The following is a 26,831-nucleotide window of genomic DNA, read 5'->3' as shown; positions in this document are numbered from 1 at the left end:
CAACTGGTTACCAATGGGTAAAACTACCTGCATGGTTACTGCATCGTCAGTGCAAATAACCGTGTTGCGGGGGCGGGACGACGAGTGCCGGGAGATCCGACGCCTGCTCGACGGCCCGACCGGCGGGGGAGCGCTGCTGTTCCAGGGTGAGCCGGGCTCGGGTCGTACCGCGCTGGTGACCTACGCGCACCGGCACGCCGCGCACCGTGCCGTCCTCGCCGGGACCGGGCTCGCCGACGAGGCCGCCCTGCCGTACGCGGGGCTGCAACGACTCCTCGACCCGGTGCTCGACCGGGCCGCGGCGCTGCCCGAGCAGCAGCAGAGCGTGCTGCGGCGGGCGCTGACCGGCGAGGGCTGCCCCGCCTGCCACCGGCTGGCCCTGTCGATGGCCGTGCTCGGCCTGCTCGCCGTCACCGCGCGCGAGCGTCCCCTGCTCTGCACCATGGACGACGTCGACCAGGGTGACCGGCCGACCGCCGAGGTGCTGGCCTTCGTGGCCCGCCGGCTGCGCGACCTGCCGGTCGCCGTCGTGCTCACCACCGGCGCCGACACCACGGCCGGCGGGATACCCAGCCACCGGCTCCGTCCCCTCGACGAGGCCGACAGCCACGCCGTTCTCACCGACCGGCTGCCGGGCCGGCCATCGGCGTCGGTCGCCACGGCGCTCACCGCGCTCGGCGGAGGGAATCCGCAGGCCCTGGTCGACCTCGCCGGCGTGCTCACCCCCGGTCAGTGGCGGGGGGAGGAGCCGCTGCCCGCGACACCACCGCCCGACGGCGGGCTCGGCCGTGCCTACCGCGCCCGCCTGGACCGGTTGCCGCCGGACACCCGACGGGTGCTGCTGCTCGCCGCGCTCGACGAGGACGGGGATCCGGCCACCCTGACCCGGGCCGCGCAAGCCGCCGGGACGACGGTGGACGCCCTCGCGCCGGCCGAGGCTGTCGGCCTGGTACGCATCGGCCCGCACGGCGTCACCTTCCCGCAGCCGCTGGCCAGGTCCATGGTCGAGGCCACCGCGCCCCTCGCGCAGCGGCGCGCGGCGCACCTCCTGCTCGCCGACATGTGCGCCGGCGGCGGGCGGCGGCTGCGCCGGGCCATGCACCTCGCCGCCGTCGCGGCCGGCCCGGATCCGCTGCTGGCGGCGGAGCTGGAGGAGGCGGCAGCCGGTGGCGAGGGTGGCTGGGCCACCGCCTCGGCGGCGCTGCGCCGGGCCGCTGACCTCGAGCCGGCCCACGCCGCCGCCCGCCTGGTGACCGCCGCCCGCTACGCCTGGTCCGCCGGCCGTCCCGACGAGGCCCGGCACCTGCTGGACGCGCTGCCCCCCGCCGATCCGGCCGTGGCCGGCCGGGCCGACCTGCTGCGCGGCGAGCTGGAACTGCGTTGCGGCGCACCACCGACGGCGTTGACCACCCTGCTGGCCGGCGCGGAGGCGGTGGCCGGCACGGACCGCGCGGCGGCCCTCGGCGCGCTGGCCCGGGCCGGCGAGGCGGTCTGCTTCTCCGGTGACCAGTACCGCTACGCCGACGTGGCGCGCCGGGCAGGCGAGCTGCGCCGCCCGGACGACCCGCCCGCGACGGAACTGACCGGCGCGCTGGTCGCCGGGGTGGCCGCGACGCTGCGCGCCGACCACGAGCGGGCCGGCCCCGCGCTGCGTCGGGCCGTCGTGCTGGTTGACCGGTTGGCCGCGGCGGAGCTCACCCCGACCGCGCTGTGCGGCGCGGCGGTGGCCGGCCTGCTGGTGGCCGTCGACAGCGCGGCGCACCGGCTCGCCGACCGTGCCGTCGCGCTCGCCCGCGCCCGCGGTGAGCTGTCGGTGCTGCCGCGGGCGCTGGACCTGCGGGCGGTCGCCGAGTACTGGCTGGGCCGGCACGAGGCGGCCACGGACAGCTCCCGGGAAGGGCTGCGGGTCGCCCGCGCCACCGGTCAGACCAACTGCGTCGCGGTCCACCTGGGCATGCTGGCCGTGCTGGCCGCCGTGCGGGCCGACCGGGAAACCTGTCTGCGCCGGATCTCCGAGATCGGCGAGGCGACTGCGCCGGGCAGCCGTCCGCATGCGCTTGCGCAGTGGGCGCTGGGCGTGCTCGACCTGGTCGACGGCCGGCACGCCGACGCGGCGGCCCGGCTGGCGTCGCTGGCCCGCCCCGGCACCGGACGCGGCCAGGTCCTCGTCCAGGTGATGGCCACGCCGTACCTGGTGGAGGCCGCCGCCCACCTGGCCCACCACCCGGCGGCGAGCGCCGCGCTCGCGGTCTTCGACCGGTGGGCCAGCAGCACGGCGAGCCCGTCCCGCCGGGCCCTGTCCGCCCGGTGCCACGCCCTGCTCGCCCCCCGGGGCAGCGACGCGGCCGAGCAGGGCTTCCGCACCGCGTTACGGCTGCACCCGGCCGACGCCGGCACGTTCGAGCGGGCCCGCACCGAACTGCTCTTCGGCCTGGAGCTGCGCCGCAGCCGGCGACCGCGCGACGCCCGTGCCCACCTGCACCGGGCCCGGGAGGCGTTCACTTTGCTGGGGGCGGGCGCCTGGGCCGAACAGGCCACCGCGGAGCTGCGGGCGGCGGGGGAGTCGGTCGGCCCGCCGGAGCGGGCGGCGGCGCACCTGCTGACCGGTCAGCAACTGCGGATCGCGCAGCTGGTCGCGGAGGGTGCCACCAACCGGGAGGTCGCCGCCCGGATGTTCCTGTCCACCAGGACGGTCGACCACCACCTGCGCAACATCTTCCACCGGCTCGGCGTGCGCTCCCGCATCGAACTGGCCCGCGTGCTCTCCTAGTACTCCAGCCGGGAATGGCGATCATGGCTCGGTGAGGAGCGTAGTGGCTGTTCATGGCATGGGCTGGGTGACGGCGCCGGCCGCGTATTCAGAGAAGATCTCGTCGAGGACGCGTAGGGCGCTCGCGGCCGACTCATCGGCATCGCCCAAGGTGTAGGCGCACGTGACGAGCGCCTTCCAGAGTGCCCAGCCCCGCCCGCGCGCCCATGTCGCATCATCGACGGACAGTCGCTCCCGGAACGCCTGCCGGCCGTTGGTGCTCAGCAATGTCCAAGCGATCGCCAGGTCGCAGGCGGGATCGCCGACGCCGCATGTCCCGAAGTCGATGACAGCTGCCAACTTCCCGTCGTTGAGCAGGAGATTCCCCTGTGCGATGTCACCGTGGAACCAGCACTCCACGCCGTCCCAGCGTGCGTCCAGTGCGCTCTGCCAGATCTCGCGGGCCAGGTTGATGTCGACGTGGCCGCCGAGTGCCGTGAGCGCACGCCGGGCTTCCCGGTCGTAGGTGCGCAGCGTGCCGCCCCGGTACCAGTTGTGCTGTCCGGGGCGGGGACCGTCAGTGGTGTCGACGCTCTGCAAGGCCGCCAGGAACTCGGCCAGGTCGAGCGCGAATCGGCCGGGGTCGGCGATACGGTCCGCGCTCGCGGGCTCGCCGTCGAGCCATCGGTAGATCGACCACGGGTAGGGGTAGCCCGCGCCGGGTTCGCCTTTCGCCAGCGGGGTGGGGATGGGCAGCGGGAGTTCGGGGGCGAGCGCCGGAAGCCATCTGTGTTCCTTGTCGACCGCCGCGGCGTACTCGGATGCGCTGGGCAGACGCACCAACTTCTGGGAGCCGAGGTGGAAGGTCCAGTTGTCCCAGCCACCGTTGGCGACGGGCTGCACCGGGAGGTCGGCCCACTGGGGGAACTGGTCGGCGACGAGCCGATGTACCTGTTCCGCGTCGATGGCGATGCGTTGGGGAACGGGACCGAGATGCGGTGTGCTGCTCACTGAGACATCCTCGTCCGACATGGAAAAGTGAAGTGCCGGACCCGATGTGGCTACTGGGCGTGAGTCAACGTCCTCGGCCCGGCCAGGGACTCCGACACACGCCTACGGCAGCAGGACCACGGTTCGGGCGCCCTCGCCCCGGGCCATCCGGTCGAACGCCGCCGGGGCGTCGTCCAGCCCGACCCGGTCGGTGATCAGGGGTGCCAGGTCGAGGGTGCCGTCGAGCACGGCCCGGGCGAGTTCGGGCACGTCACGGTCCGGGTCGGAGGAGCCGTAGACCGAGGAGCGCAGCGTCCGGGCCGAGTGGAAGATGTCCAGCGCGCTCAGCCCGACGACGTCGTCCTTGGCGCCCATGCCCACCACGGTCACCTGACCGCCCCGGCGGGTGGCCCGCCACGCCGTACGGATGGTGGCGCTGCGCTCGACACACTCCACGGCGTGGTCGACGCCCCGGCCGCCGGTGCGCGCCCGCACCGCCCGGTTCAGGCTGTCATCGGCGAGCAGGAAGTCGGTGGCGCCGGCGGCGGCGGCCAGGTCGGCCTTGGCCGGCGACACGTCGACGGCGAGCACCGGAGCGGCCCCGGCCGCCCGGGCGGCGGCGACCACGGACAGGCCGACCCCGCCGAGGCCGATCACGGCCACCGACTCGCCGGCGGTCACCCGGGCGGTACGGCGTACCGCGCCGACGCCGGTGAGCACGGCGCAGCCGAGCAGCGCGGCGGCGGCGAAGGGCAGTTCGGCGGGGACGCCGATGACCGCCCGCTGCGGCACCACCACCTGTTCGGCGAGGGCGCCGAGGCCGAGCGTGACGTGCAGCGGCGCACCGTCGCGGGTCCGACCCCGGGCCACCGCGGGCGACCCGGCGTTCTCGCAGAGCCACGGCTCGCCGTGCCCGCAGTACCAGCACCGCCGGCACGGCGGCGCCCAGTTCAGCACCACGTGCTCGCCGGGGCGTACCCGGTCGACGCCGTCGCCGACCTCGCTCACCACACCCGCCGCCTCGTGGCCGAGCACCAGCGGGTACGGCGGCGCCAGGGTGCCGTTGACCATGGACAGGTCGGAGTGGCAGACCCCGGCGGCGCGGATGTCCACCCGGACCTCGCCGGGGCCCGGGGCGGGCAGCTCGACGTCCTCCACCCGCAGCGGGTCGGCGACGGCACGGGCCACCAGGGCCCTCATCGCTGGATGGCCTTGGTCTGGAGGAACTCGTCGAGCCCGTAGCTGCCCAGCTCCCGGCCGAGGCCGGACTGCTTGTAGCCGCCGAACGGGGCGAGCGGGTTGAACGGGGCGCCGTTGATGTCGACGGCGCCGGTGCGCATCCGCCGGGCCACCGCGAGGGCGCGGTCGGTGTCGGCGGACCAGACCGCGCCGGCCAGCCCGTACCGGGAGTTGTTGGCGACCGCGACGGCGTGCTCGTCGTCGTCGACCGGGATGACGGCGAGCACCGGGCCGAAGACCTCCTCCTGGGCCAGGGCGCTGTCCGGGTCGACGTCGGCGATGACCGTGGGCGCGACGAAGAAGCCCCGGTCCGGCACCGGGGCGTCCGGGCCACCGGCGACCAGCCGGCCGCCGTCGGCGAGACCCCGGGCGACATGTTCGCGGACCCGCTCGCGCTGCGCCGCCGAGACGAGGGGACCGAGCCGGGTCGCCGGGTCGAACGGGTCACCGAGCCGGTATCCGGCGGCGGCCTGCGCGGCGAGCGCGAGGGCCTCCTCGTAGCGGGCCCGGTGCACCAGCATCCGGGTCCAGGCGGTGCAGGTCTGCCCGGAGTTGAGGAAGGCGTTGCCGACGCCCACCTTCACCGCCGTGGCCAGGTCGGCGTCGTCGAGGATCACGTTGGCCGACTTGCCGCCGAGTTCCAGCGCCACCCGGGCTATCCGGTCGGCGGCCAGGTGCGATATCTGCCGGCCGGTGGCGGTGGACCCGGTGAACGAGACCATGTCGACGTCCGGGTGGGCGGCGATGGCCGCGCCGACCTGCGGGCCGGTGCCGGTGACGAGGTTGACCACCCCGGGCGGGAACCCGGCCTCGTCGATCGCGTCGAAGAGCAGGTACGCCACCAGCGGCGTCAGCTCGCTGGGTTTGAGCACCACCGGGCAGCCGGCGGCGAGCGCCGGGGCCAGCTTGGCCACCACCTGGTGCAGCGGGTAGTTCCACGGGGTGATCGCGCCGACGACGCCGACCGGCTCCCGGACCACCAGCGAGTTGCCCACGGTGTGTTCGGCCGGTGCTCGCCCGGCCAGGTCGACGTAGCCGCGCAGCACGGTCAGCGGCAGGCCGGCCTGGACCCGGGTGGCCACCTTGAGCGGGGTGCCCAGCTCCAGGGCCACGGTGCGGGCGATCTCGTCGGACCGGGCGGCCAGCGCGGTGTGCAGCCGGTGCAGGGCCTGCGCCCGGTCGGCCGGCGCGGCGCCCGCCCAGCCGTCGAACGCGGCGCGGGCGGCGGCGACCGCACGGTCGACGTCCGCCGCCGAGCCGGCCGGTACGCTCGCGACGACCTCCTCGGTCGCCGGGTTCTGCACCTCGACGGTGTCCGCGCCGGTCGCGGTGACCCAGCGTCCGTCGAGGTAGAAGTCGGTCCGTGCGAGTTCCATCGCGCCCCTCACGTCGCCCCGAAACTAGCAGTGCAAGTTTTACTCTAGTCGGCAGCGGCGTCGGGCGGGAGGGGTGGCAGCGGTCCGACGGTGCGCTCGTAGGTGCGCGACAGTCCCTCGATGAGCGCGTCGAGGCCGAGGGTGAAGGCGCCCTCGTCGACCCGTTGCTGGTGCTCGGCGAGGCGGTGGGCCTGGGTCAGGTGCGGGTACTGCTCGGCGTACAGTCCCGGGTCCTCGACGAACCCGCGGGCGAACGAGCCCAGCGCCGATCCCGCGACGAAGTACCGCATGAGCGCGCCGATGTGGGTGGCCCGGGCCGGCGGCCAGCCGGCGTCGACCAGTCCACCGTAGACGGCGTCGGCCATGGCCAGCGCCGCCGGACGCCGCCCGGGGCCCTGGGCCAGGTACGGCACGATGTGCGGGTGCGCGGCCAGCGCCGCCCGGTACGAGTGTCCCCACCGGCGCAGCGCCTCGCGCCAGTCGACGGCGCCGAAGAACGACACGTCGACCTGTGCGGTGATGCTGTCGGCGACCGCGTCGAGGATCTCGTCCTTGGTGGCGAAGTGGTTGTACAGCGACGGCCCGCGTACGCCCAGTTCGGCGGCGAGTCGGCGGGTGGAGAACCCCTCCAGGCCGTCGGCGTCGATCAGCGCGGCGGCCGTCTCGACGATGAGCTGCCGGTTGAGCAGCGCCTGCCGCGGCCGGGGCATCGGTGCCTCCCTCACTCGGTGATCCGCAGCGAACTCTGCCACACCGGGGTCTGGACGGATTAAAACTTGCACCGCTAGTTTAAGGGTCATGGATCTCCAGTTGTCCCCGGAGCAGGCGGCGGTGCGCCACCTCGCCGCCGACTTCGTCGACCGCGAGGTGACGCCGTACGCGCGGGACTGGGACCGGCGCGAGGCCGTCGACCCCGACATCGTCGGCAAGCTCGGCGACCTCGGCTTCCTCGGGCTCACCGTCGCCGAGGAGCACGGCGGCTCCGGCGGGGACCACCTCTCCTACTGCCTGGTCCTGGAGGAGTTGGGCCGGGGCGACTCGGCGGTACGCGGCATCGTCTCGGTCTCCCTCGGCCTGGTCGCCAAGGCGATCGCCGCGCACGGCACCGACGAGCAGCGCGCACGGTGGCTGCCCCGGCTCTGCTCCGGCGCGGCCCTCGGCTGCTTCGCGCTGACCGAGCCCGACAGCGGCTCCGACGCCGCCGCGCTGCGCACCCGCGCGGAGCGGGCCGGCGGCGACTGGCTGCTCACCGGCACCAAGATGTTCATCACCAACGGCACCACCGCCGACGTCGCCCTCGTCCTCGCCCGCACCGGCGGCGAGGGACACCGGGGGATCACCGCCTTCCTGGTGCCCACCGACAGCCCCGGCCTGACCCGCACGGAGCTGCACGGCAAGCTGGGCCTGCGCGGGCAGGCCACCGCCGAGCTGCGCCTCGACGGCGTACGGGTGCCCGATTCGGCGCGCCTGGGCCAGGAGGGCGCGGGCTTCCGGCTGGCGCTGGCCACCCTCGCCAAGGGCCGGATGTCGGTGGCCGCCGGCTGCGTCGGCATCGCCCAGGGCTGCCTGGACGCCGCCGTCGCCTACGCCGGCCAGCGCACCCAGTTCGGCAAGCCCGTCGCCGCCCACCAGCTCGTGCAGCAACTGCTCGCCTCGATCGCGGTCGACACCGCCGCCGCCCGGCTGTTGGTGTGGCGGGTCGCCGACCTCATCGACCGCGGTGAGCCCTTCGCCACCGAGGCGTCGATGGCCAAGCTGTTCGCCAGCGAGGCCGCCGTCCGCGCGGCCAACGACGCCCTGCAGGTCTTCGGCGGGTACGGCTACCTGGACGAGTACCCGGTAGCCAAGTACCTGCGCGACGCCCGCGTGGCCACCCTCTACGAGGGCACCAGCCAGATCCAGCACCTGCTCATCGGACGCGCCCTCACCGGCGTCAACGCCTTCTAGACCCCTGGGGGAACCATGACCAGATTCGCCGACCGGATCGCCGTTGTCACCGGAGGGGCGCAGGGCATCGGCGGGGCCACCGCCCACCGCCTCGCCGCCGAGGGCGCTGCGGTCGCCGTGGTGGACCTCGACGCCGACCGCAGCCAGGCCGTCGCGGACGAGATCGTCGCCGCCGGCGGCCGGGCGCTCGGCATCGGATGCGACGTCACCGACGCCGACGCGGTGGCCGCGATGAGCGCCCGGGTCCTCCAGACGTACGGGGCGGTGCACGTGCTGGTCAACAACGCCGGCATCACCCGCGACAACCTGCTGTTCAAGATGCCGCTCTCCGACTGGGAGGCGGTGCTGACCACCAACCTGACCAGCATGTTCCTCTGCTGCCAGGCGGTGCAGGAGCACATGGTCGCCGCCCGGTACGGCCGGATCGTCAACCTCAGCAGCCGCTCCGCGCTCGGCAACCGGGGCCAGGTCAACTACGCGGCGGCCAAGGCCGGCGTGCAGGGGCTGACCGCCACGCTCGCCGTCGAGCTGGGCCCGTTCGGCGTCACCGTGAACGCGGTCGCCCCCGGCTACGTCGCCACCGCCATGACCGCCGCCACCGCGCAGCGGGTCGGCAGCAGCCCCGAGGAACACCAGCGGATGGTCGCCGAGCACACCCCGCTGCGACGGGTCGCCCAGCCGACCGAGATCGCCTCGGTGATCGCCTTCCTGGCCAGCGACGACGCGTCGTACGTCACCGGCCAGACCCTGTACGTCAACGGCGGCGCGCGCTGACCCGCGCCCCGGCGCAAGAGGACCCGGAGGGAAGACATGGACTTCGCACTGTCCGACGAGGAACGGGCCATCCGTGACACGGCCCGCGACTTCATCACCAGGGAGGTGATGCCGCTGGAACAGGAGGTGCTGCGCCGTGAACGCGCCCACCGGCCCGGCCTGGAGCGATCCGAGCTGCGCGAGCTGCAACTCAGGGCCAAGAAGTTCGGCTTCTGGGGCCTGGCCACCCCCGAGGAGTACGGCGGCATGGACCTGCCCGCCGTCATGCAGTCGCTGATCTGGACCGAGATCGGCCGGACGTTCGTGCCGTTCCGCTTCGGCGGCGAGGCCGACAACATCCTGTTCCACGCCACCGACGAGCAGAAGCGCGAGTTCCTGATCCCCACCATCGAGGGGGAGCGGATCTCCTGCTTCGCGATCACCGAGCCCGGCGCCGGCTCCGACGCCGCGAACATCAAGCTCGCCGCGCGCCGCGACGGCGACGACTGGGTGCTCAACGGCGAGAAGACCTTCATCACCAACGGCGACGACGCGGACTTCGCCATCGTGGTGGCCGTGACCGACCGGGACAAGGGCGCCCGCAACGGCGGGGCGACCGCCTTCCTCGTCGACCGGGCGATGGGCTGGCGCTCGGAGTTCATCCCGACCATGGGCGAGGGCGGCCCGGCGTCGCTGATCTTCGAGGACGTGCGGGTGCCGCACCGCAACATCCTCGGCGAGATCGGCCAGGGCTTCGCCCTGGGCATGCAGTGGATCGGCAAGGGCCGCTACACCATCCCGTCGCACGCGGTCGGCATCGCCGAACGGGCCCTGCGGATGGCGATCGAGCACGCCAACACCCGGGAGACCTTCGGCGCGAAGATCGGCACCAACCAGGCCATCCAGTGGATGATCGCCGACTCGGAGACCGAGCTGGAGGCCGCCCGCTGGCTCATCCTGCGGGCCGCCTGGACCGTCGATGCGGGCATGGACCCGCGCCACGCGTCCTCGATGGCCAAGCTGTACGGCGCCGGCATGGTCAACCGGGTCGTCGACCGGGTGCTGCAGATCCACGGCGGCATGGGCTACACCCGGGAACTGCCCATCGAACGCTGGTACCGGCAGGTCCGGCTCTACCGCATCTTCGAGGGCACCGACGAGATGCAGCGCCTGATCATCGCGCGGGACCTGCTGCGCGGCTACACCCGGTTGGGAGGTCACCTCGGATGAGGACCTTCGCCTCCACCGACGAGCTGGCCGCCACGGTCGGCGAGACCCTGGGCCCCGGACCCTGGGAACGCATCGGGCAGGACCGCGTCCAGCTCTTCGCCGACGCCACCGGCGACCACCAGTGGATCCACCTCGACGCCGCGCGGGCCGCGACCGGCCCCTTCGGCGGCACCATCGCCCACGGCTACCTCACCCTGTCCCTGCTGCCGGCCCTGGCCGGTCGCCTCTACCGGGTCGAGGGCGTGCGGATGGGGATCAACTACGGGCTCAACCGGGTGCGGTTCCCGGCCCCGCTGCGCGTCGGCGCGGCCGTGCGGGCCACCGTCACCATCGCCGACGTGTCGCCCGTCCCCGGTGGGGTGCAGCTCGTCACCGCGGTCACGGTGGACAGCGATGCCGGCGGCAAGCCCGTCTGCGTCGCCGAGACGGTGAGCCGGCTGCTGACCGGGGAGCCGGCCCGGTGACCGCGCTGTCGGTGGCCATGATCCTGGCCGAGTCCGCCCGCCGGCACCCGGACACCGTCGCCGTCGTGGACGGCGACATCCGGGTGACGTACGCCGAACTGTGGCTGGAGGCCCGCTGCCACGCCGCCGGGCTGCGCGCGCTCGGGGTACGCCCCGGCGACCGGGTCGCCCTGCTCGCCCCCAACGTGGTGGACTTCCCCCGGGTGTACTACGGCGCCCTCGCCGCCGGGGCGGTGCTCGTGCCCGTACACCTGCTGCTGACCCCCGACGAGGCCGCGCACGTGCTGCGCGACAGCGGCGCCGCACTGCTCGTCTGCCACACCTCCCAGCTGGAGATGGGCGCCCGGGCCGCGGCGCTGGCGGGGGTGCCGGTCGTGACGGTCGGCCCGGCGGCCGAGGCGCCCCGGCTGGAGGACGGCGGGTCCACCGTCCCGCTGCCGTCGTACGTGACCCGGGCGGCCGAGGACCCGGCGGTGATCCTCTACACCAGCGGCACCACCGGCACCCCGAAGGGCGCCGTGCTCACCCACCTCAACCTCGTGCTGAACGCCACCGTCAACGTCTTCGACGCCAACGACGCGCGCAGCACCGACGTGGTGCTCGGCTGCCTCCCGCTGTTCCACAGCTTCGGCCAGACCGTGGCGATGAACGGCACCTTCCGCATCGGCGCGACGCTGGTGCTGCTCAGCCGGTTCACCGGCCCGGCGGCGATCGACCTCATGCTGCGCGAGGGGGTGAACGTCTTCCACGGCGTGCCGACCATGTACGTCGCGCTGCTCGACGCGAGCCGCGGCCGGGACACCCTGCCCGCGCTGCGGCTGTGCGTCTCCGGCGGGGCGTCGCTGCCGGTTGCCGTGCTCGACCGGTTCCACACCACCTTCCGCACGACGGTCTACGAGGGCTACGGCCTCTCCGAGACCTCGCCCACCGCCACCACCAACCAGCCGCACTTCGGCACCCGGCCCGGCACCATCGGGCATCCGGTGTGGGGTGTCGAGGTGGAGATCGCCCGGGCCGACCTGGACGACCGGATCGAGCTGCTGCCCACCGGCGAGCTCGGCGAGATCGTCATCCGCGGCCACAACGTCTTCGCCGGCTACCTCGGCCGGCCGCAGGACACCGCCGAGGCCGTGGTCGACGGCTGGTTCCGCAGCGGTGACCTGGGACGCAAGGACGCCGACGGGTTCATCACCATCGTCGACCGCAAGAAGGACATCATCATCCGCGGTGGCTTCAACGTGTACCCCCGGGAGGTCGAGGAGGCGCTGGTCCGGCACCCGTCGGTGGGCCAGGTGGCGGTGATCGGCCTGCCCGACGCACGGCACGGAGAGGAGATCTGCGCGGTGGTGGTGCCGGACCCGGCGGCGTCGACGCCACCGAGCGAGCAGGAGCTGATCGACTGGTCCCGTACGCACCTGGGCCGGCACAAGTACCCGCGCCAGATCCGCTACGTCGACGCGCTGCCGCTCGGGCCCAGCATGAAGGTGCTCAAGCGGGAGCTGCGGCGCTCGCTGTCGACGCCCGGCGCGGACTGAGCCCGCGCCGCACGCCGTCCGCACCGGTTGTGCCGGCGTCGTACGCTGCCGCGATGAGCACGCCGTCCCGCATCCTGGTCTACGCGGTGTACGGCGCGGGCAAGTCCACCCTCGCCGCGCGGCTGGCCGAGCGCCTCGGGCTGCCCTGGCACCCGGTCGACGACCTGCTCTGGCAGTCCGGCTGGGTCGAGGTGCCCGTCGCGCAGCAACGCAGCCGGATCGAGGCGATCTGCCGAGGTGAGCGGTGGATCCTCGACGGGGCGTACCACGGCTGGCGGGACGTGCCGCTGGCCCGCGCCGACCTGGTCGTCGGCCTGGACTACCCGCGCTGGCGCTCCTTCTGGCGCCTGCTGCGCCGTACCCTGCGGCGGCTGGTGACGGGGGAGGAGATCTGCAACGGCAACCGGGAGTCGCTGGGCAGCGTGCTGTCCCGGGACTCCATCCTGCTGTGGCACGCCTGCGCGTTCGGCCGGGCCCGGCGGCGGATGCGGGCCTGGCAGGCCGATCCGTCCGGGCCGCCGGTGCTGCTGTTCCGTCGTCCGGCGGAGCTGGAACGCTGGCTGGCCGAGCTGCCCCGCCGTTGACCGCCCGTCGACGCCGTCACGGTGTCAGCTGCTTCTCGAACCAGTGGTGCGCGTAGCGCTCGGTGTTGTACGGCGCGATCTCGCGGTAGCCGGCCGTGCGGTACATCGCGATCGCCTCGGTCAGGCGGCGGTTGGTGTCCAGCCGGACCGTCGTCCAGCCCCGCTCGGCGGCGTGCCGTTCGAGTTCGCCGAGGATCCGCCGGCCGACGCCGAGCCCGCGTACCGCGTCCGCCACCCAGACGCGCTTGATCTCGGCGGGCGCGTCGCGGTGGAGCTTGACCGCGCCGCAGCCGACGGGCTCGCAGTGGAGGGTGGCGAGCAGGAACACGCCGGCGGGTGGGACGAGATCGTCGTCGTGGACCGGGCTGCTCAAGGCCGGGTCGAACCCGTCGTCGAACCGGCGGGCGACGTCCCGGGCGTAGGCCCGGATGCACGCCCGTGCCCTCCGGTCACCCGGCGGGCACACCTCGATCACCACCATCGAGGCCATGAGCAGTCGTTCGACCTCGGCCATCGCCGCGACGAGCCGTTCGCGGCGCTGCGCGGTGAGCGGTGCGAGGATCGACCGGGCGAACTCGTCGGAGCGCTGGTCGAGTGCGGCCCACTCGGCCCGCCCGGCGGCGGTGAGCACCGCGTCCCGCACCCGCCCGTCCCCTCCGACCCCATCGGCCGGCCGGACCACGACCAGGCCGTCACCCTCCAGGGCGCGCAGCAGCCGACTGAGATGCCCGGAGTCCAGCCCCAGCCGGGTTCGCAACGCCGCGACCTCGGCGCCGTCGGGGCCGATCTCCCACAGCAGCCGCGCCTGGGCCAGCGGGCGGCCACGGGCCATGTACTCGTCGTCGAGCGCCCCCACCCGTTGGGTGACCGTCCGGTTGAACCGCCGTACCGCGGCGGTGAGTTCCGAGTCCATATCTCTGACTTTAGTCAGGCATTCACCGCTGCCGCTGACCTGTCGGCCCGACGGCGTGGCGGCCGAGCCGACCCGGGTGGAGACGCCCACCCGTTGCGGCAAGCCGGCGTCGACCGGCCGGTTGCCGGCGTCTGTCATGATCGGGCGGTGACGACCGGCGAGCCGAGCACGCGCCGCACGCGTCGCCGTGTCGCCCGGGTGGTCCTGATCGCGGGCGTCGTCGCGGCCCTCGTCGCCGTTGCCGTGATCGTCGTGCCGCTGCTGCTCCCGCCGGGCCCACGCCCGCCGTTCCAGCTCCCCGTCGCCTGCGGCGAGACGTGGCGGCTGGGCACCTACCCCGGCCACGACGACTACGACGTCGACCTGTTCCCCACCGTGGGCGAGGCGTGGGGACGACCGGTGCTCGCCTCGTACGCCGGCGAGGTCACCGTGGCGGGGATCAACGGGTCGCTGGGGGCCCGCACCCCGGACGACCCTGACGGCCCACGGGGTCGTGGCGGCGGGTACTGGGTGAAGATCGACCACGGCGGCAGATGGGAGACGCAGTACCTGCACCTGCTCGAACCACCACTGGTCCGGGTCGGTCAGCGGGTGGCCCAGGGTGAGCAGATCGGCCGGGTCGGCAGCACCGGAAACTCCGGCGCGCCGCACCTGCACTACGAGCAGCGCCGGGGCTGGCAGAAGGTGGAGACCTACTTCGACGGCGCGCCGTCGGGCATCACCCATGACGACCGCGAGTACACGGTGAAACTCACCAGCAACAACTGCGCGCCGCGCTGACCCGCGTCGACATGCCGAGGGGCTGTCCTCCGGCAACGGGAGGACAGCCCCTCGGCGGATGACCGGGCGGGTCAGGAGATGGTCGCGGGGAACCGCTCCCACACCCGGTGCCCGGCCATCAACTGCTTCACCGCGCTGAAGGCGTCGACGGCGGAGCCGGCCGCGACGACCCCGGGGCTGTCGGTCACCCCCGCCTGCCGCAGCACGGCGACACCGCCACCCCACGCGCCGATCGCCTTGGCGTGCCGCCAGCACTCCTCGACCAGGAGCAGCACACGCGGATCGACGCTCGCCGAGTCCGCCGCGTCCGCCTTGGCGTCCCGCGCGCCGATCGCGTCGGGCGCCGGCGCCGGGGCCCCGGCCAGCAGGAGCGCGTCGAACTCCACCGACCGGCCGGTGGCGAAGGTGCGCTGCACCGGCATGTCCCCCACCGTGCCGCCGTGCGCGGCCACCAGCAGCGGCACCATGCCGGCGCCGAAGACCGCCCGGCGCGCCTCGCCGACGCCGTCGAGGTCGCTGTCGGCGTCGACCACGATCCCCACCACCCGGCCGTCGGTCGGCCACTGCTTGCCGACCTGCGACAGCGCGGGGCTGGGCGTGACGTCGGCCGGCGGCACGGTCGGCTCCGGCGCGGGCAGGCCCAGGCCGGCGGCGACCTGCGCGCACAGCACCGGGTCGATGTCGGCCAGACAGCGCAGCTGCCGTTCCTTGATCGCCTGGTGGTAGCACTTGCCGAGCTCGAAGGTGTAGGCGCGCACGATGTGCTCCTTCTCCACCGGCGACATGCTCAGCCAGAACAGCCGGGCCTGGCTGAAGTGGTCGTCGAACGAGACCGGGTTCGCGCGGACCTTGGGCGCCTGCGTCACCGTCACCGGCACGTCGACGAACGCCTGCTCGTCGTCGCCCGCCGGGAACGGATTGCCGCCGTCGAGCGAGTTCGGCCGGTACGGCGCGACCCCCGCGTGCACGGCCTGCTGGTGGAAGCCGTCGCGCAGCATGTCGTTGACCGCCGCGTGCGGCCGGTTGATCGGGATCTGCGAGAAGTTCGGCCCGCCCAGCCGGGTGAGCTGCGTGTCGACGTACGAGAACAGCCGGCCCTGCAACAGCGGGTCGTTGGTGACGTCGATGCCCGGCGGGAGGTGGCCGAGGTGGAAGGCCACCTGCTCGGTCTCGGCGAAGAAGTTCGTCGGCGTCCGGTTGAGCACCAGCTTCCCGACCGGCTGCACCGGCGCCAGCTCCTCCGGCACGATCTTCGTCGGGTCCAGCAGGTCGATCCCGGCGAAGGTCTCCTCGGGCGTGTCGGGGAAGACCTGGATGCCCAGTTCCCACTCCGGGTACGCGCCGGCCTCGATCGCGTCGTACAGGTCCCGCCGGTGGAAGTCCGGGTCGATGCCGCCGAGCAGCTGCGCCTCCTCCCAGGTCAGGGAGTGCACACCCAGTTTCGGCTTCCAGTGGAACTTGACCAGCACCGTCGCCCCGGCCTCGTCGACCAGGCGGAAGGTGTGGACGCCGAAGCCCTCCATCGTCCGGTACGAGCGGGGGATGCCCCGGTCGGACATGTTCCAGATCGTGTGGTGCTGCGCCTCGGTGTGCAGCGAGACGAAGTCCCAGAAGGTGTCGTGCGCGCTCTGCGCCTGGGGGATCTCCCGGTCCGGGTGCGGCTTGCCGGCGTGGATGATGTCCGGGAACTTGATGGCGTCCTGGATGAAGAAGACCGGCATGTTGTTGGCGACCAGGTCGAAGGTGCCCTCGTCGGTGTAGAACTTCGTCGCGAAGCCACGGGTGTCGCGGACCGTGTCGGCCGAGCCGCGCGAGCCGAGAACGGTGGAGAAGCGGACGAAGACCTCCGTCTCCCGGCCCTTCTTCAGGAAGCCGGCCCGGGTGACCCCCTCGGCGGTGCCGTAGCTGGTGAACAGGCCGTGTGCGCCGGCGCCGCGGGCGTGCACCACCCGCTCGGGGATGCGCTCGTGGTCGAAGTGCGTGATCTTCTCGCGGAAGTGGTGATCCTGCAACAGGATCGGCCCGCGCGGTCCGGCCTTGAGCGAATGGTCGGTGTCGCGCAGGCGCGCCCCCTGCGACGTGGTGAGGTAGGCGCCCTGCTGGCCGTTCGCGGTCGTCGGCGCGCCGGTCTCCGCGCCGGTCGGCGTACGGGTCTGCGGAGCTGCCTGCTCCGGCTTCGGCGGCAGTGGATCGTGCGGCGTGGTCGGTTCCTCGACGGTCGGCGGGGCGCTGCCGGGCGCGCCGGGGATGTCCGGGGTCAGGACGTCGGCCATCTTCTGCGCGGCGGTCTCCACCGCGTTCTTGACCACCTTGGCGGGCTTGCGGGATTCCACTGGCCGAGTACCTCCGTGAAGCGGCTACGAGCGGGCATTTGGGGCACTACCCCCGGCCGGTTCACCAAAACGCGCCGCCGTCCTCCGGTGACCAGAGCGCTCACGCGTCACTCCCGCCCTCCTCGCCGTGGCGATCCCCGGGCAGGCTCGGCACGGCCGATGCGCGCCCCCGGCCGCGCCTGTCGCCCCACGGCCGGTCCTGTCCGCCGTGGGGCAGGATGAGAGGGTGGACATCGAGCCGGTCGACGCCGCGCCCACGCAGGCGTTCGGGCGAGCGATGCTGCGGCAGCGCTGGGAGGACCTCACCTTCCTGCACTGGGCGGTCGCACCGGAACTCGTCGCGCCGCTGCTTCCCGCCGGCACCCGCCCGGACACCCTCGACGGGCGCACGTACGTCGGTCTGATCGGCTTCCGCATGGTCGGGCTGGGCCTCGGCCGTGGGCCGGCAGTGCCGTACCTCGGTACCTTCTGGGAGACCAACGTCCGGCTCTACTCCGTCGACGGCGCCGGCCGGCGCGCGGTGGTGTTCCGCTCCCTCGACGCGTCCCGACTGGTCCCGGTGCTGGTCGCCCGCGCCACCCTGCGACTGCCGTACCTGTGGTCGGCGATGCGGCTGGACCGCGACGGTGACCGCTTCACCTACCGGTGCCGCCGCCGCTGGCCCGGCCCGGCCGGCGCGACGAGCCGGATGGTGGTCCGGGTGGGTGGGCCGATCACCGAGCCGACCCCGCTGGAGCACTTCGTCACCGCCCGCTGGGGCCTGCACACCCGGGCCCACGGACGCACGCTGCACCTGCCGAACTGGCACCCGCGCTGGCCCTTGCACCGGGCCGAACTGCTGCACCTGGACGACGAGCTGATCGGCGCGGCCGGGCTGCCGGCGCCGGCCGGACCACCGGCCAGCGTGCTGTACTCGCCGGGCGTCCCGGTCCGGTTCGGCCCACCGGTCGCCCTGCGCCGACCGGCCTGACCGGGGCCGGGCGGCTCGGCACGCGATGATCCGAGCCGGTCCCGGGCCACCCGTCCGCACGCTCGCGCCGAGCCCCGACCGTCGTGCGATGCCGGCCCCCGGACCGGTCGCCGGGGCGTCCGGACCGCTCGTGCGACCGCGGTGGTGGTCCTTCCGGCCGGCAGCCAGCGCCCACCTGGCGATTTCCCCGCCCCGTCCGCCATGCCGCATCTGCGCCCCGCACTGGTACGGTCGCCAGGTGATGGTCGAGGAACACTGGTGGAACGGGGACCCCACGCCCCGTGGGCGCCGGGATGTCTACATCCGCACGGATGGGCGTCGCTGGGAGGTTCAGGCGCAGATCGGCGGCGCGCAGGGCCGCTCCGAGGTGCTGGAGTGCTCCACCCGGAGCTCGGCCAGCATCCTCGCCGACGCCTGGCGCGCCGGGGCCCCGGGCTGGCGCGAACTGCGGCGCTCGGCGTAGCCGCGGCCGGGCCACCGACCGGCGATCCCGCCCTGCGGGCGGTGCCGGGCGGTGCGTCCGGGCTCGGATCGATTGCCACCCGACGTCACCCCTGCGCGGCGATCGACGCCGCCGGGACGACGCCGGGGGCACTCACGACCGGGCCGGCCAGCCCTCCACGACCGTCGCCACGTCCAGCAGGTCCCGCTCCGGGTCCGGGGCAGGTCGCGGCACCGACGTCGGGGTACGACCGAACCGGGGCGCCGGCGCGGGCTGCACCTGGCCGCCGACGGTGACGAAGGTGTCCCGGGCGGCGTTGTGCGGGTGCCGGTGCGCCTCGGTGGGCGCGAGCACCGGCGCGACACACGCGTCGAGGCCGGCGAAGACCTCGGTCCACTCGTCCCGGGTGCGCTCGGCGAACCGCTCGGTGAACCGGCGGCGCAGCTGCGGCCAGCCGCTGGGGTCGTACTGGGCGGGCAGGTCCTCGTCGGCCAGGTCCAGCCCGGCCAGCAGCGCGGCGTAGAACGCCGGCTCCAACGCGCCCACCGCCATGAACCCGTCGTCGGCGGTGCGGTACGTGTCGTAGAACGGCGCGCCGCCGTCGAGCAGATTGCTGCCGCGCGGCGCGGGCCACAGCCCGGCGTCGAGCATGCCGTGCAGGAACGAGGTGAGCAGCGCCGACCCGTCCACCATCGCGGCGTCGACGACCTGGCCGACGCCGGAGCGTTCCCGCTCCAGCAGTGCCGCCAGCACCCCGACGGCGAGCAGCATCCCGCCACCGGCGAAGTCACCGATCAGGTTCAGCGGCGCGTGCGGGCGCTCCCCGGCCCGGCCCAGCGGCTCCAGCGCCCCGGCCACCGCGATGTAGTCGATGTCGTGCCCGGCCCGCAGGGCCAACGGGCCGTCCTGGCCCCAGCCGGTCATCCGGGCGTACACCAGCCGGGGGTTGCGCTCCCGGCAGGTCCGCGGCCCGATGCCGAGCCGCTCGGCCACCCCCGGCCGGTACGCCTCGACCAGCACGTCGGCGCGGTCCACCAGGCGCAGCAGGTCCGCCACCCCGGCCGGGGACTTCAGATCCAGCGCGACGACCCGGCGGCCGCGCTGCAACGGCCCGCCCGGCGGAGCGGCCAGCCGCCCCGCGCCGGGCCCACCCGGCCGGTCGACCCGGACCACGTCCGCGCCGAGGTCGGCCAGCACCATGCACCCGAACGGCGCCGGCGCGAGACCGGCCAGCTCGATCACCCGTACCCCGGCGAGCGGGCCGATCCGTGCGTCCGCCGCGCCGTCGTCGGGCACGTCGGGGCTCACGCGGCGCCCACTGGCTGGCCGTCGCGGGCCGGCGACCCGGCCGCCAGCCGCTCGGCGAGGTCGGCGGGGGGCGTGAACCGGTCGCCGTAGCGGGCGGCGAGTTCGGCAGCCCGGGCGGCGAAACCGGCCGGCCCGCCGGCGTACTGGCGCACGTAGCGGACCACCCCGCCGGTCCAGGCCGGGAAGCCGATGCCGAGGATCGAGCCGATGTTGGCGTCGGTCTCGGTACGCAGCACCCCCTCGTCGAAGCAGCGCAGCGCGTCGAGCGCCTCGGCGAAGAGCATCCGCTCCTGCAGGTCGTGCAGCGGCACCGCCCGCCCGGCGTCGGTGGCCAGGTCGGCCAGGCCGCTGAACAGCCGGCCCCGGGAGCCGTCGGCGTAGTCGTAGAAGCCCCGCCCGCCGGCCCGGCCGCGCCGGTCGTGGGTGTCGACCATGGAGTCGACGAGCCGGTGCGACGGCAGGGCCACGAAGCCCTCCCCGGCGGCCTCGAACTGCCGCCGGATGCGCTGGATGAGGGTCAGGCTGACCTCGTCGGCCAGGGCGAGCGGCCCGGTCGGGTACCCGGCCTGCAACGCGGCCTGCTCGACCGACGCCGCCGGTACCCCCTCGGCCACCATGCCGACCGCCTCGTCGATGAACCTGCCGATCACCCGGCTGGTGAAGAAGCCCCGCCCGTCGTTGACCACGATCGGAGTCTTGCCGATCCGCCGGCCCAGGTCGAACGCCCGCGCCAGCGCGACGTCGCCGGTCCGCTCGCCGACCACGATCTCCAGCAGCGGCATCTTGTCCACCGGGGAGAAGAAGTGCATGCCGATGAAGTCCGCCGGTCGCGCCACCTGAGCGGCCAGGCCGGTGATCGGCAGGGTGGAGGTGTTGGAGGCGAGCAACGCGTCGGCCGCCACCACCGGCGTGACCTCGGCGAAGACGGCCTGCTTGAGCGCCGGGTCCTCGAAGACCGCCTCGATCACCGCGTCGCAGCCGGCGAGGGCGTCGAGGCCGGCGGTGGTGGTGATCCGGTCCAGCACGGCCTGCGCGTCGGCCTCGCCGAGCCGGCCCCGACGCACCGCCTTGGCGAGCAGTTTCCCGGCGTGTTCGCGGGCCCTGCCGGCGGCCTCCTCGGAGACGTCGCGGACCACCACCTCGAGCCCGGCCTTCGCGCAGACGTACGCGATGCCGGCGCCCATCATGCCGGCGCCGAGCACCGCCACCTTGCGCACCGGCGCGGCGTCCACCCCGGACGGCCGGGCCGCGCCGCCGTTGACCGCCCGCAGGTCGACGTGGAACGCCCCGATCATGTTCTTGGCGATCTGCCCGGTGAGCAGGGTGATCAGGTGCCGGGTCTCCACCGTCAGCGCGGTCTCCAGGTCGACCTGCGCCCCCTCGACGGCGGTGGCCAGGATCGCCTCGGGCGCCGGCAGCCGGGCCCCCTTGAGCTGCTTGCGCAGGTTCGCCGGGTACGCGGGCAGCTGCGCCGCCAACCCCCGGCTGGCCGGCGTGCCGCCGGGCATCCGGTAGTCCGGGCGGTCCCACGGCTGGGCCGGGTGCGGGTTCGCCGCGATCCACTCGCGGGCCCTGGCCAGCATCTCCTCGCGGTCGGCGACCACCTCGTCGACGAGCCCGGCGGCGAGCGCGTCGGCCGGGCGCATCCGCCGGCCGGTGAGCAGCACCGTGGTCAGCGCGGCGGCCAGGCCGAGCAGCCGCACCGTACGGGTCACGCCGCCCGCGCCGGGCAGCAGCCCCAGCGTCACCTCGGGCAGCCCGATCCGGGACCCGGGCGCGTCCAGCGCGATGCGGCGGTGGCAGGCCAGCGCGATCTCCAGGCCGCCACCGAGCGCGGCGCCGTTGATCGCCGCGACGACGGGGCGGCCCAGGGTCTCCAGCCGGCGCAGGTCGCGCTTGATCGTGCCGAGCAGCTCGGCCAGCGCGGGCGCGTCGGCCCGGGTGGCCCGGCCCATCTCGTCCAGGTCACCGCCGGCGAAGAAGGTCTGCTTGGCGCTGGTGACGATGACCCCGGTCAGGTCGTCGCGTTCGGCCTCCAGCCGGTCCAGCACGGCGCTCATCGAGGCGGCGTACGCCCGGTTCATGGTGTTCGCGGACTGGTCCGGGTCGTCGAGGGTGAGGGTGACGATGCCGTCGGCGCCGCGGTCGTACCGGATGGTGTCGGTCATGGTGGTCCTCCCGGTTCAGCAGCGCTCGATGACGGTGGCGACGCCCATGCCGCCGCCGATGCACAGGGTCACCACGGCCCGGCGCAGGTCGCGGCGTTCGAGTTCGTCCAGGGCGGTGCCGAGCAGCATCGCGCCGGTGGCGCCCAGCGGATGCCCCATGGCGATCGCCCCGCCGTTGACGTTGACCGTGTCCGGGTCCAGTCCCAGGTCACGGACGTACTTGAGCACCACCGCGGCGAACGCCTCGTTGATCTCGAACAGGTCGATGTCGGCCACGCCCAGCCCGGCGACGTCGAGGGCCTTGCGGGTGGCCGGGATCGGCCCGGTCAGCATCAGCGTCGGGTCGGCCCCGCTGACCGCGGTCGCCACGATCCGCGCCCGCGGGGTCAGCCCCAGCTCCCGACCGACCGTGTCGGAGCCGATCAGCACCAGGGCCGCGCCGTCCACGATGCCCGACGAGTTGCCCGCGTGGTGCACGTGCTCGATCGCCTCCAGCCAGTGGAACCGCTGCAACGCGACCGCGTCGAAACCGCCCATCTCGCCGACGGTGGCGAACGACGGCGACAGCTTCGCCAACGCCTCCCGGGTGGTGTCCGGCCTCAGGTGCTCGTCGACGGTGAGGATGTCCAGCCCGTTGGCGTCGCGGACCGGCACCACCGAGCGGGCGAAGTGCCCGCCGGCCCACGCCTCGGCGGCCCGCTCCTGCGAGCGCAGCGCGTACGAGTCGACGTCGTCGCGGGTGAAGCCCTCCAGGGTGGCGATCAGGTCGGCGCTGATGCCCTGCGGCACGAACGACGTGGCCAGGGCGGTCTCCGGGTCCATCGCCCAGGCGGCCCCGTCGGCGCCCATCGGCACCCGGGACATCGACTCGACGCCACCGGCGAGCAGCAGGTGCTCCCACCCGGAGCGGATCCGGGCGGCGGCCAGGTTGACCGCCTCCAACCCCGAGGCGCAGAACCGGTTGAGCTGCACCCCGCCGACGTGGTCGGGCAGCCCGGCCAGCAGCGCCGCCGCGCGGGCCAGGTCGCCACCCTGCTCGCCGATCGGGGTGACGATGCCCAGCAGCAGGTCCTCCAGCCGCTGCGGGTCCAACCCGGGATGCCGTTCGCGCAGCGCGTCGATCAGCCCGACGACCAGGGTGATCGGCTTGACGCCGTGCAGGGCGCCGGTGTCGCGTCCGCGCCCGCGCGGGGTGCGCACGGCGTCGTAGACGTAGGCCTCGCCGTCAGAGGGCACGGGCGATCAGCTCCTTCATGATCTCGTTGGTGCCGCCGTAGATCTTCTGCACCCGCGCGTCGGCGTACATCCGGGCGATCGGGTACTCGGTGGTGTAGCCGTAGCCGCCGAACAGTTGCAGGCACCGGTCGACGACCTCGCACTGCCCCTCGGTGAGCCAGGACTTCGCCATCGCCGCGGTGGCCACGTCCAGCTCGCCCCGGTCGTGCCGGGCGATGCAGTCGTCGAGGAAGACCCGGGCGACCCGGGTCCGGGTGACACACTCGGCCAGCACCATCCGGGTGTTCTGGTGCCCGATCAGCGGCTTGCCGAAGGCGGTGCGCTCCTTGACGTACGCGGTGGTCAGCTCGACGGCGCGCTGCATCGCGGCGACCGCGCCGACGCCGATGACCAGCCGTTCCTGGGGCAGCGCCTGCATCATCTGGAAGAAGCCGAGCCCCTCGGCGCCGCCGAGCAGGTTCGCCGCCGGCACCCGCAGGTCGTCGAAGAACAGCTCGGCGGTGTCGTTGCCGTGCAGCCCGATCTTCGACAGCAGCCGGCCCCGGCGGAAGCCGGCCGGTCCGCCGCCGACCTCGCAGACCAACAGGGAGATGCCGGCGGCGCGCTGCTCGAGGTCGGTCTTGACGGCCACGATGATCAGGTCGGCGAGCCCGCCGTTGCTGATGAACGTCTTCGCCCCGGTGACCAGGTAGTCGTCGCCGTCGCGGACCGCCCGGGTCCGCATCGCCTGCAGGTCGGACCCGCCGTCGGGCTCGGTCATCGCGATCGCGCCGACCAGTTCGCCGCTGCACAGTCCGGGCAGCCAGCGCCGTTTCTGCTCCTCGCTGCCGTAGGCGACCAGGTAGCCGGTGACGATGCCACTGTGCACGGCCAGCCCGAGGGTGCTCTCGCCGCAGTGCGCCTGCTCGTGCAGCAGCACCGCCTCGTGGGTGAACCCGCCGCCCCCGCCGCCGTACTCCTCGGGTACGGAGAGCCCGAGCAGGCCCAGCTCGCCGGCACGCCGGTAGTGCTCGCGGTCCGGGTGGCCCTGCGCCAGCAGCCGCTCGGTGTGCGGCAGCACCTCCTTGGTGAAGAAGTCGCGGGCCAGTTCGGCGAGGTCGTCGTGCTCGGGCTCCCGCCACGGCGAGGTGTAGGTGTCGAGTCCAGGCGTCGGCATGGGTACACCCTCACCGCTTGTTGGCGGCGTGTCAACAAGTCTCGATCAGCAACCGCGCGCAGGTCGCCGGAGCGTCGGCGAACGGCAGGTGCCCGCAGCCGGGCAACGCGACGTGCCGGGCCGCCGGCAGCGCCGCCCGGGCCCGCCGGGCCTGACTCCGGTACGGCAGGACGAGGTCACGGGTGCCCCAGGCGATCGTCACCGGGATCGCGGCCAACGCGCCCGGCCCACGGTGCCGGCCCGGCCGCCCACCGTCCGGCTGCGCCGGGTGCAGTTGCCAGTCGCCGAACGCCGACCGGGCCGCCGCGAAACCGGGGGCGCCGGCCAGCGCCGCCGCCGACGACACGCACTCGGCCGGCGTCAACCGTCCCGGATGGCCGTAGAACACCCCGCACAGCGCCACCCGGCCGACCCGGTGGGCGAACGCCCGGGGCAGCGCCGGTCCCAGCGCCGTCCCGGCGGTGCGCGCGCCGCCGACCACGAGCTGGCACCAGCGCCGTCCGAGCGGACCCCAGAACCCGATCGGCGAGAACGCGGCGGCCGCCCGCGCCGCGCCCCGCCGGCCCAGCTCCAGCGCGACGCCGCCGCCGAGGGAGTTGCCGGCCACCGCGTACCCCGACACGCCGAGGGCGTCGAGGAAGGCGGCCACCCGGTCGGCGAGGTGGTCCACCGAACCGGGCCGCACGCCGGGGCCGGGGTCGGGCCACGGCGGGGACGCGCCGAAGCCGGGCAGGTCCACCGCGATGACGTCCCGGTGCCGGGCCAGCTCGTCGAGGACCGGCTGCCACACCTGCCAGCGGCTGCCGATGCCGTGGATCAGCACCAGCGGCGGGCCGGCGCCGCGCCGGGAGTGGGCCAGCCGGGTCGGGTCGGGGGAGCGCACCCGTCCACCCTGGCACCGTCACGAGGTCGGCGGAAGACCCTTGTTGACACAGTGACAACAGTGGTGCCACCGTACGCCATGACGTACGACTACGACGTCCTGATCATCGGCTCCGGGTTCGGCGGGAGCGTCAGCGCGCTGCGGCTGACCGAGAAGGGCTACCGGGTCGGCGTCCTGGAGGCCGGCCGCCGGTTCGCCGACACCGAGTTCCCGACCACCTCCTGGCGACTGCGGCGCTACCTCTACGCCCCCGCGCTCGGCTGCTACGGAATCCTGCGGCTGAGCCTGCTGCGCGACGTGCTGGTGATGTCCGGCGCCGGGGTGGGCGGCGGCTCCCTCGGCTACGCCAACACCCTCTACGAGCCGCCACTGGCGTTCTTCGCCGACCCCCAGTGGGCCGACGTCACCGACTGGGCGGCGGAACTCGCCCCCTGCTACGACCAGGCGAAACGGATGCTCGGGGTGACCGTGAACCCGGTCGAGACCGCCGCCGACCGGGCGCTGCGGGCGGTCGCCGACGACCTCGGCGTCGGGCACACGTACCGGCGTACCCCGGTCGGGGTGCTCTTCGGCGACGCGCCCGGCGCGGCCGTCGCGGACCCCTTCTTCGGCGGCGCGGGGCCCGCCCGGCGGACCTGCACGCTCTGCGGCTCCTGCCTGACCGGCTGCCGGCAGGGCGCCAAGAACACCCTGGTCAAGAACTACCTCTACCTGGCGGAGGCGGCCGGGGCGGTGGTGCACCCGTTGACCACCGTGACGGCGGTGCGCCCGCTGCCCGACGGCGGCTACGCCGTCGACACCCGGCGCACCGGCGGCACCCTGCGCCGGCGCCGGTTCACCGCCGGTCAGGTGATCCTCGCGGCCGGCGCGCTGGGCACCCAGCGGCTGCTGCACCGGATGCGCGACCGGGGGCTGCTGCCGGCGATCTCGCCGCGGCTCGGCGAACTGAGCCGGACCAACTCCGAGTCGATCCTCGGCGCGCGCACCCGCCGCCGCGACACCGACCTCAGCCACGGCGTCGCGATCGGCTCGTCGATCCATCCCGACCCGGTGACCCACGTCGAGCCGGTCCGCTACGGGCCGGGCAGCAACCTGCTCGGGCTGCTGGCCACCGTGCTGGTCGACGACACCGGCGGGCGGCCCCGCTGGGCCGCCGGCCTGCGCGAGCTGGCCCGCCGCTGGCGCGACCTGCGCCTGCTCGCCTGGCCCGGCCGCTGGTCGGAGCAGACCGTCGTGCTGCTGGCGATGCAGCCGCTGGACAACTCGATCACCCTCTACACCCGGCGGGGGCCGCTCGGCCGTCGTCGCCTGACCAGCCGGCAGGGCGTCGGCGAGCCGAACCCGGCCTGGGTGCCGGCCGCCCACGAGGTGGCCCGCCGGGTCGCCGACAAGATCGACGGGGTGCCGCTGGGCGCGCTCACCGAACTGGTCGGCCGCCCGGTCACCGGGCACTTCATCGGCGGCTGCCCGATCGGGCCGGACCCGTCGCACGGGGTCGTCGACCCTTACCACCGGCTGTACGGGCACCCGGGGCTGCACGTGATCGACGGCTCGGCGGTCGCCGCGAACCTCGGCGTCAACCCGTCGCTGACCATCACCGCCCTCGCCGAGCGGGCGGTGGCGATGTGGCCCAACGCCGGGCAGCCCGACCCACGACCGGCGCTCGGGCAGGGGTACCGGCGGGTGGACCCGGTGGCGCCCCGGCACCCCGCCGTGCCGGCGACGGCCCCGGCCGCGCTGCGGCTGACCTAGGCCGCGCCCGTGAGCTGCCGATA

At 74.3% G+C, this 26,831-nt stretch carries 22 protein-coding genes; 11 read left to right on the top strand and 11 right to left on the bottom strand.

Annotated features, from left to right (window positions below; all coding sequences use genetic code 11):
- The first annotated feature begins 61 nt into the window (after window positions 1–61).
- Window positions 62–2,770, top strand: coding sequence for a LuxR C-terminal-related transcriptional regulator (locus tag ACPFP2_RS22770; RefSeq protein ID WP_424091206.1), 2,709 nt, complete (start codon window positions 62–64; stop codon window positions 2,768–2,770).
- 51 nt (window positions 2,771–2,821) lie between these two features.
- Here the strand turns inward: ACPFP2_RS22770 and ACPFP2_RS22765 are convergent, their stop codons facing one another.
- The 4 genes from ACPFP2_RS22765 to ACPFP2_RS22750 all read right to left on the bottom strand — a co-directional run bounded on the left by ACPFP2_RS22765 (window position 2,822) and on the right by ACPFP2_RS22750 (window position 7,064).
- Complete coding sequence (locus tag ACPFP2_RS22765) at window positions 2,822–3,760, bottom strand: aminoglycoside phosphotransferase family protein (protein WP_424091205.1); 939 nt, start codon at window positions 3,758–3,760, stop codon at window positions 2,822–2,824.
- A gap of 102 nt (window positions 3,761–3,862) precedes the next feature.
- Window positions 3,863–4,939 carry an alcohol dehydrogenase catalytic domain-containing protein gene (locus tag ACPFP2_RS22760; RefSeq protein ID WP_424091204.1) on the bottom strand — a complete coding sequence of 359 codons (1,077 nt, stop codon included), beginning with the start codon at window positions 4,937–4,939 and terminating at the stop codon, window positions 3,863–3,865.
- Window positions 4,936–6,354, bottom strand: coding sequence for an aldehyde dehydrogenase family protein (locus ACPFP2_RS22755; protein WP_424091203.1), 1,419 nt, complete (start codon window positions 6,352–6,354; stop codon window positions 4,936–4,938). Before ACPFP2_RS22755 ends, ACPFP2_RS22760 begins: the two co-directional genes overlap by 4 nt.
- Window positions 6,355–6,398: 44 nt before the next feature.
- Window positions 6,399–7,064 (bottom strand): TetR/AcrR family transcriptional regulator, encoded by a 666-nt coding sequence (locus ACPFP2_RS22750; protein ID WP_424091202.1) that lies wholly within the window; start codon window positions 7,062–7,064, stop codon window positions 6,399–6,401.
- A gap of 88 nt (window positions 7,065–7,152) precedes the next feature.
- On the opposite strand from ACPFP2_RS22750, the gene ACPFP2_RS22745 reads away from it, so the two are divergent.
- From ACPFP2_RS22745 to ACPFP2_RS22720, 6 genes are read left to right on the top strand one after another with little or no spacing between them, the layout of a single operon-like run.
- A complete protein-coding gene (locus ACPFP2_RS22745) occupies window positions 7,153–8,301 on the top strand; it encodes an acyl-CoA dehydrogenase family protein (RefSeq protein WP_424091201.1) in 1,149 nt (382 codons plus the stop codon).
- Between the two features lie 15 nt (window positions 8,302–8,316).
- Window positions 8,317–9,075 (top strand): 3-oxoacyl-ACP reductase FabG, encoded by a 759-nt coding sequence (fabG, locus tag ACPFP2_RS22740; RefSeq protein WP_424091200.1) that lies wholly within the window; start codon window positions 8,317–8,319, stop codon window positions 9,073–9,075.
- A gap of 36 nt (window positions 9,076–9,111) precedes the next feature.
- Window positions 9,112–10,284 carry an acyl-CoA dehydrogenase family protein gene (locus tag ACPFP2_RS22735; RefSeq protein WP_424091199.1) on the top strand — a complete coding sequence of 391 codons (1,173 nt, stop codon included), beginning with the start codon at window positions 9,112–9,114 and terminating at the stop codon, window positions 10,282–10,284.
- The gene (locus ACPFP2_RS22730; RefSeq protein ID WP_424091198.1) at window positions 10,281–10,748 is read left to right on the top strand and encodes a MaoC family dehydratase; all 468 of its coding nucleotides are present in this window, start codon (window positions 10,281–10,283) and stop codon (window positions 10,746–10,748) included. The genes ACPFP2_RS22735 and ACPFP2_RS22730 overlap by 4 nt, the downstream gene beginning before the upstream one ends.
- Complete coding sequence (locus ACPFP2_RS22725; protein ID WP_424091197.1) at window positions 10,745–12,283, top strand: long-chain-fatty-acid--CoA ligase; 1,539 nt, start codon at window positions 10,745–10,747, stop codon at window positions 12,281–12,283. The genes ACPFP2_RS22730 and ACPFP2_RS22725 overlap by 4 nt, the downstream gene beginning before the upstream one ends.
- Before the next feature lie 53 nt (window positions 12,284–12,336).
- Entirely contained in the window at window positions 12,337–12,867 is a 531-nt protein-coding gene (locus ACPFP2_RS22720) for an adenylate kinase (RefSeq protein ID WP_424091196.1), read from the top strand.
- A gap of 16 nt (window positions 12,868–12,883) precedes the next feature.
- On the opposite strand, the gene ACPFP2_RS22715 is transcribed toward ACPFP2_RS22720, so the two are convergent.
- Entirely contained in the window at window positions 12,884–13,780 is an 897-nt protein-coding gene (locus tag ACPFP2_RS22715) for a bifunctional helix-turn-helix transcriptional regulator/GNAT family N-acetyltransferase (RefSeq protein ID WP_424091195.1), read from the bottom strand.
- Window positions 13,781–13,927: 147 nt separating this feature from the next.
- On the opposite strand from ACPFP2_RS22715, the gene ACPFP2_RS22710 reads away from it, so the two are divergent.
- On the top strand, window positions 13,928–14,560 hold the full coding sequence (locus ACPFP2_RS22710) for a M23 family metallopeptidase (protein ID WP_424091194.1): 633 nt from the start codon (window positions 13,928–13,930) through the stop codon (window positions 14,558–14,560).
- Window positions 14,561–14,631: 71 nt separating this feature from the next.
- On the opposite strand, the gene ACPFP2_RS22705 is transcribed toward ACPFP2_RS22710, so the two are convergent.
- Window positions 14,632–16,893 (bottom strand): catalase, encoded by a 2,262-nt coding sequence (locus ACPFP2_RS22705; RefSeq protein ID WP_424091193.1) that lies wholly within the window; start codon window positions 16,891–16,893, stop codon window positions 14,632–14,634.
- A gap of 226 nt (window positions 16,894–17,119) precedes the next feature.
- On the opposite strand from ACPFP2_RS22705, the gene ACPFP2_RS22700 reads away from it, so the two are divergent.
- Window positions 17,120–17,863, top strand: a complete 744-nt coding sequence (locus ACPFP2_RS22700; RefSeq protein WP_424091192.1) for a YqjF family protein — start codon at window positions 17,120–17,122, stop codon at window positions 17,861–17,863.
- 241 nt (window positions 17,864–18,104) lie between these two features.
- Window positions 18,105–18,326, top strand: a complete 222-nt coding sequence (locus ACPFP2_RS22695) for a hypothetical protein (protein ID WP_424091245.1) — start codon at window positions 18,105–18,107, stop codon at window positions 18,324–18,326.
- A 132-nt stretch (window positions 18,327–18,458) separates the two neighbouring features.
- Here the strand turns inward: ACPFP2_RS22695 and ACPFP2_RS22690 are convergent, their stop codons facing one another.
- From ACPFP2_RS22690 to ACPFP2_RS22670, 5 genes are read right to left on the bottom strand one after another with little or no spacing between them, the layout of a single operon-like run.
- Window positions 18,459–19,613: a CaiB/BaiF CoA transferase family protein gene (locus ACPFP2_RS22690; RefSeq protein WP_424091191.1), complete on the bottom strand. Its 1,155-nt coding sequence runs from the start codon at window positions 19,611–19,613 to the stop codon at window positions 18,459–18,461.
- Window positions 19,610–21,781, bottom strand: coding sequence for a 3-hydroxyacyl-CoA dehydrogenase NAD-binding domain-containing protein (locus ACPFP2_RS22685; protein WP_424091190.1), 2,172 nt, complete (start codon window positions 21,779–21,781; stop codon window positions 19,610–19,612). The genes ACPFP2_RS22690 and ACPFP2_RS22685 overlap by 4 nt, the downstream gene beginning before the upstream one ends.
- A gap of 15 nt (window positions 21,782–21,796) precedes the next feature.
- Window positions 21,797–23,017, bottom strand: coding sequence for an acetyl-CoA C-acetyltransferase (locus tag ACPFP2_RS22680; protein WP_424091189.1), 1,221 nt, complete (start codon window positions 23,015–23,017; stop codon window positions 21,797–21,799).
- Window positions 23,007–24,173, bottom strand: a complete 1,167-nt coding sequence (locus ACPFP2_RS22675) for an acyl-CoA dehydrogenase family protein (protein WP_424091188.1) — start codon at window positions 24,171–24,173, stop codon at window positions 23,007–23,009. The genes ACPFP2_RS22680 and ACPFP2_RS22675 overlap by 11 nt, the downstream gene beginning before the upstream one ends.
- A 31-nt stretch (window positions 24,174–24,204) precedes the next feature.
- Window positions 24,205–25,056, bottom strand: coding sequence for an alpha/beta fold hydrolase (locus ACPFP2_RS22670; protein ID WP_424091187.1), 852 nt, complete (start codon window positions 25,054–25,056; stop codon window positions 24,205–24,207).
- A gap of 78 nt (window positions 25,057–25,134) precedes the next feature.
- Here ACPFP2_RS22670 and ACPFP2_RS22665 point away from each other — a divergent pair, with 78 nt between their 5' ends.
- Window positions 25,135–26,808, top strand: a complete 1,674-nt coding sequence (locus ACPFP2_RS22665; RefSeq protein WP_424091243.1) for a GMC oxidoreductase — start codon at window positions 25,135–25,137, stop codon at window positions 26,806–26,808.
- The last annotated feature ends 23 nt before the right edge of the window (window positions 26,809–26,831 follow it).

Source organism: Micromonospora citrea, from assembly GCF_049629545.1.
Taxonomy (GTDB): Bacteria; Actinomycetota; Actinomycetes; order Mycobacteriales; family Micromonosporaceae; genus Micromonospora; species Micromonospora citrea_A.
Note: the sequence above shows the minus strand (reverse complement) of the source record. Positions and strands in the feature narration are given on the sequence as shown.

What these genes read in the sequence shown, in the direction of transcription:
- fabG (WP_424091200.1), top strand. Translation starts at nt 8,317, where the DNA reads ATGACCAGATTCGCCGACCGGATCGCCGTTGTCACCGGAGGGGCGCAG.
- ACPFP2_RS22685 (WP_424091190.1), bottom strand. Translation starts at nt 21,781, where the DNA reads ATGACCGACACCATCCGGTACGACCGCGGCGCCGACGGCATCGTCACC.
- ACPFP2_RS22735 (WP_424091199.1), top strand. Translation starts at nt 9,112, where the DNA reads ATGGACTTCGCACTGTCCGACGAGGAACGGGCCATCCGTGACACGGCC.
- ACPFP2_RS22665 (WP_424091243.1), top strand. Translation starts at nt 25,135, where the DNA reads ATGACGTACGACTACGACGTCCTGATCATCGGCTCCGGGTTCGGCGGG.
- ACPFP2_RS22755 (WP_424091203.1), bottom strand. Translation starts at nt 6,354, where the DNA reads ATGGAACTCGCACGGACCGACTTCTACCTCGACGGACGCTGGGTCACC.
- ACPFP2_RS22715 (WP_424091195.1), bottom strand. Translation starts at nt 13,780, where the DNA reads ATGGACTCGGAACTCACCGCCGCGGTACGGCGGTTCAACCGGACGGTC.
- ACPFP2_RS22695 (WP_424091245.1), top strand. Translation starts at nt 18,105, where the DNA reads ATGGTCGAGGAACACTGGTGGAACGGGGACCCCACGCCCCGTGGGCGC.
- ACPFP2_RS22675 (WP_424091188.1), bottom strand. Translation starts at nt 24,173, where the DNA reads ATGCCGACGCCTGGACTCGACACCTACACCTCGCCGTGGCGGGAGCCC.
- ACPFP2_RS22720 (WP_424091196.1), top strand. Translation starts at nt 12,337, where the DNA reads ATGAGCACGCCGTCCCGCATCCTGGTCTACGCGGTGTACGGCGCGGGC.
- ACPFP2_RS22750 (WP_424091202.1), bottom strand. Translation starts at nt 7,064, where the DNA reads ATGCCCCGGCCGCGGCAGGCGCTGCTCAACCGGCAGCTCATCGTCGAG.
- ACPFP2_RS22730 (WP_424091198.1), top strand. Translation starts at nt 10,281, where the DNA reads ATGAGGACCTTCGCCTCCACCGACGAGCTGGCCGCCACGGTCGGCGAG.
- ACPFP2_RS22745 (WP_424091201.1), top strand. Translation starts at nt 7,153, where the DNA reads ATGGATCTCCAGTTGTCCCCGGAGCAGGCGGCGGTGCGCCACCTCGCC.
- ACPFP2_RS22760 (WP_424091204.1), bottom strand. Translation starts at nt 4,939, where the DNA reads ATGAGGGCCCTGGTGGCCCGTGCCGTCGCCGACCCGCTGCGGGTGGAG.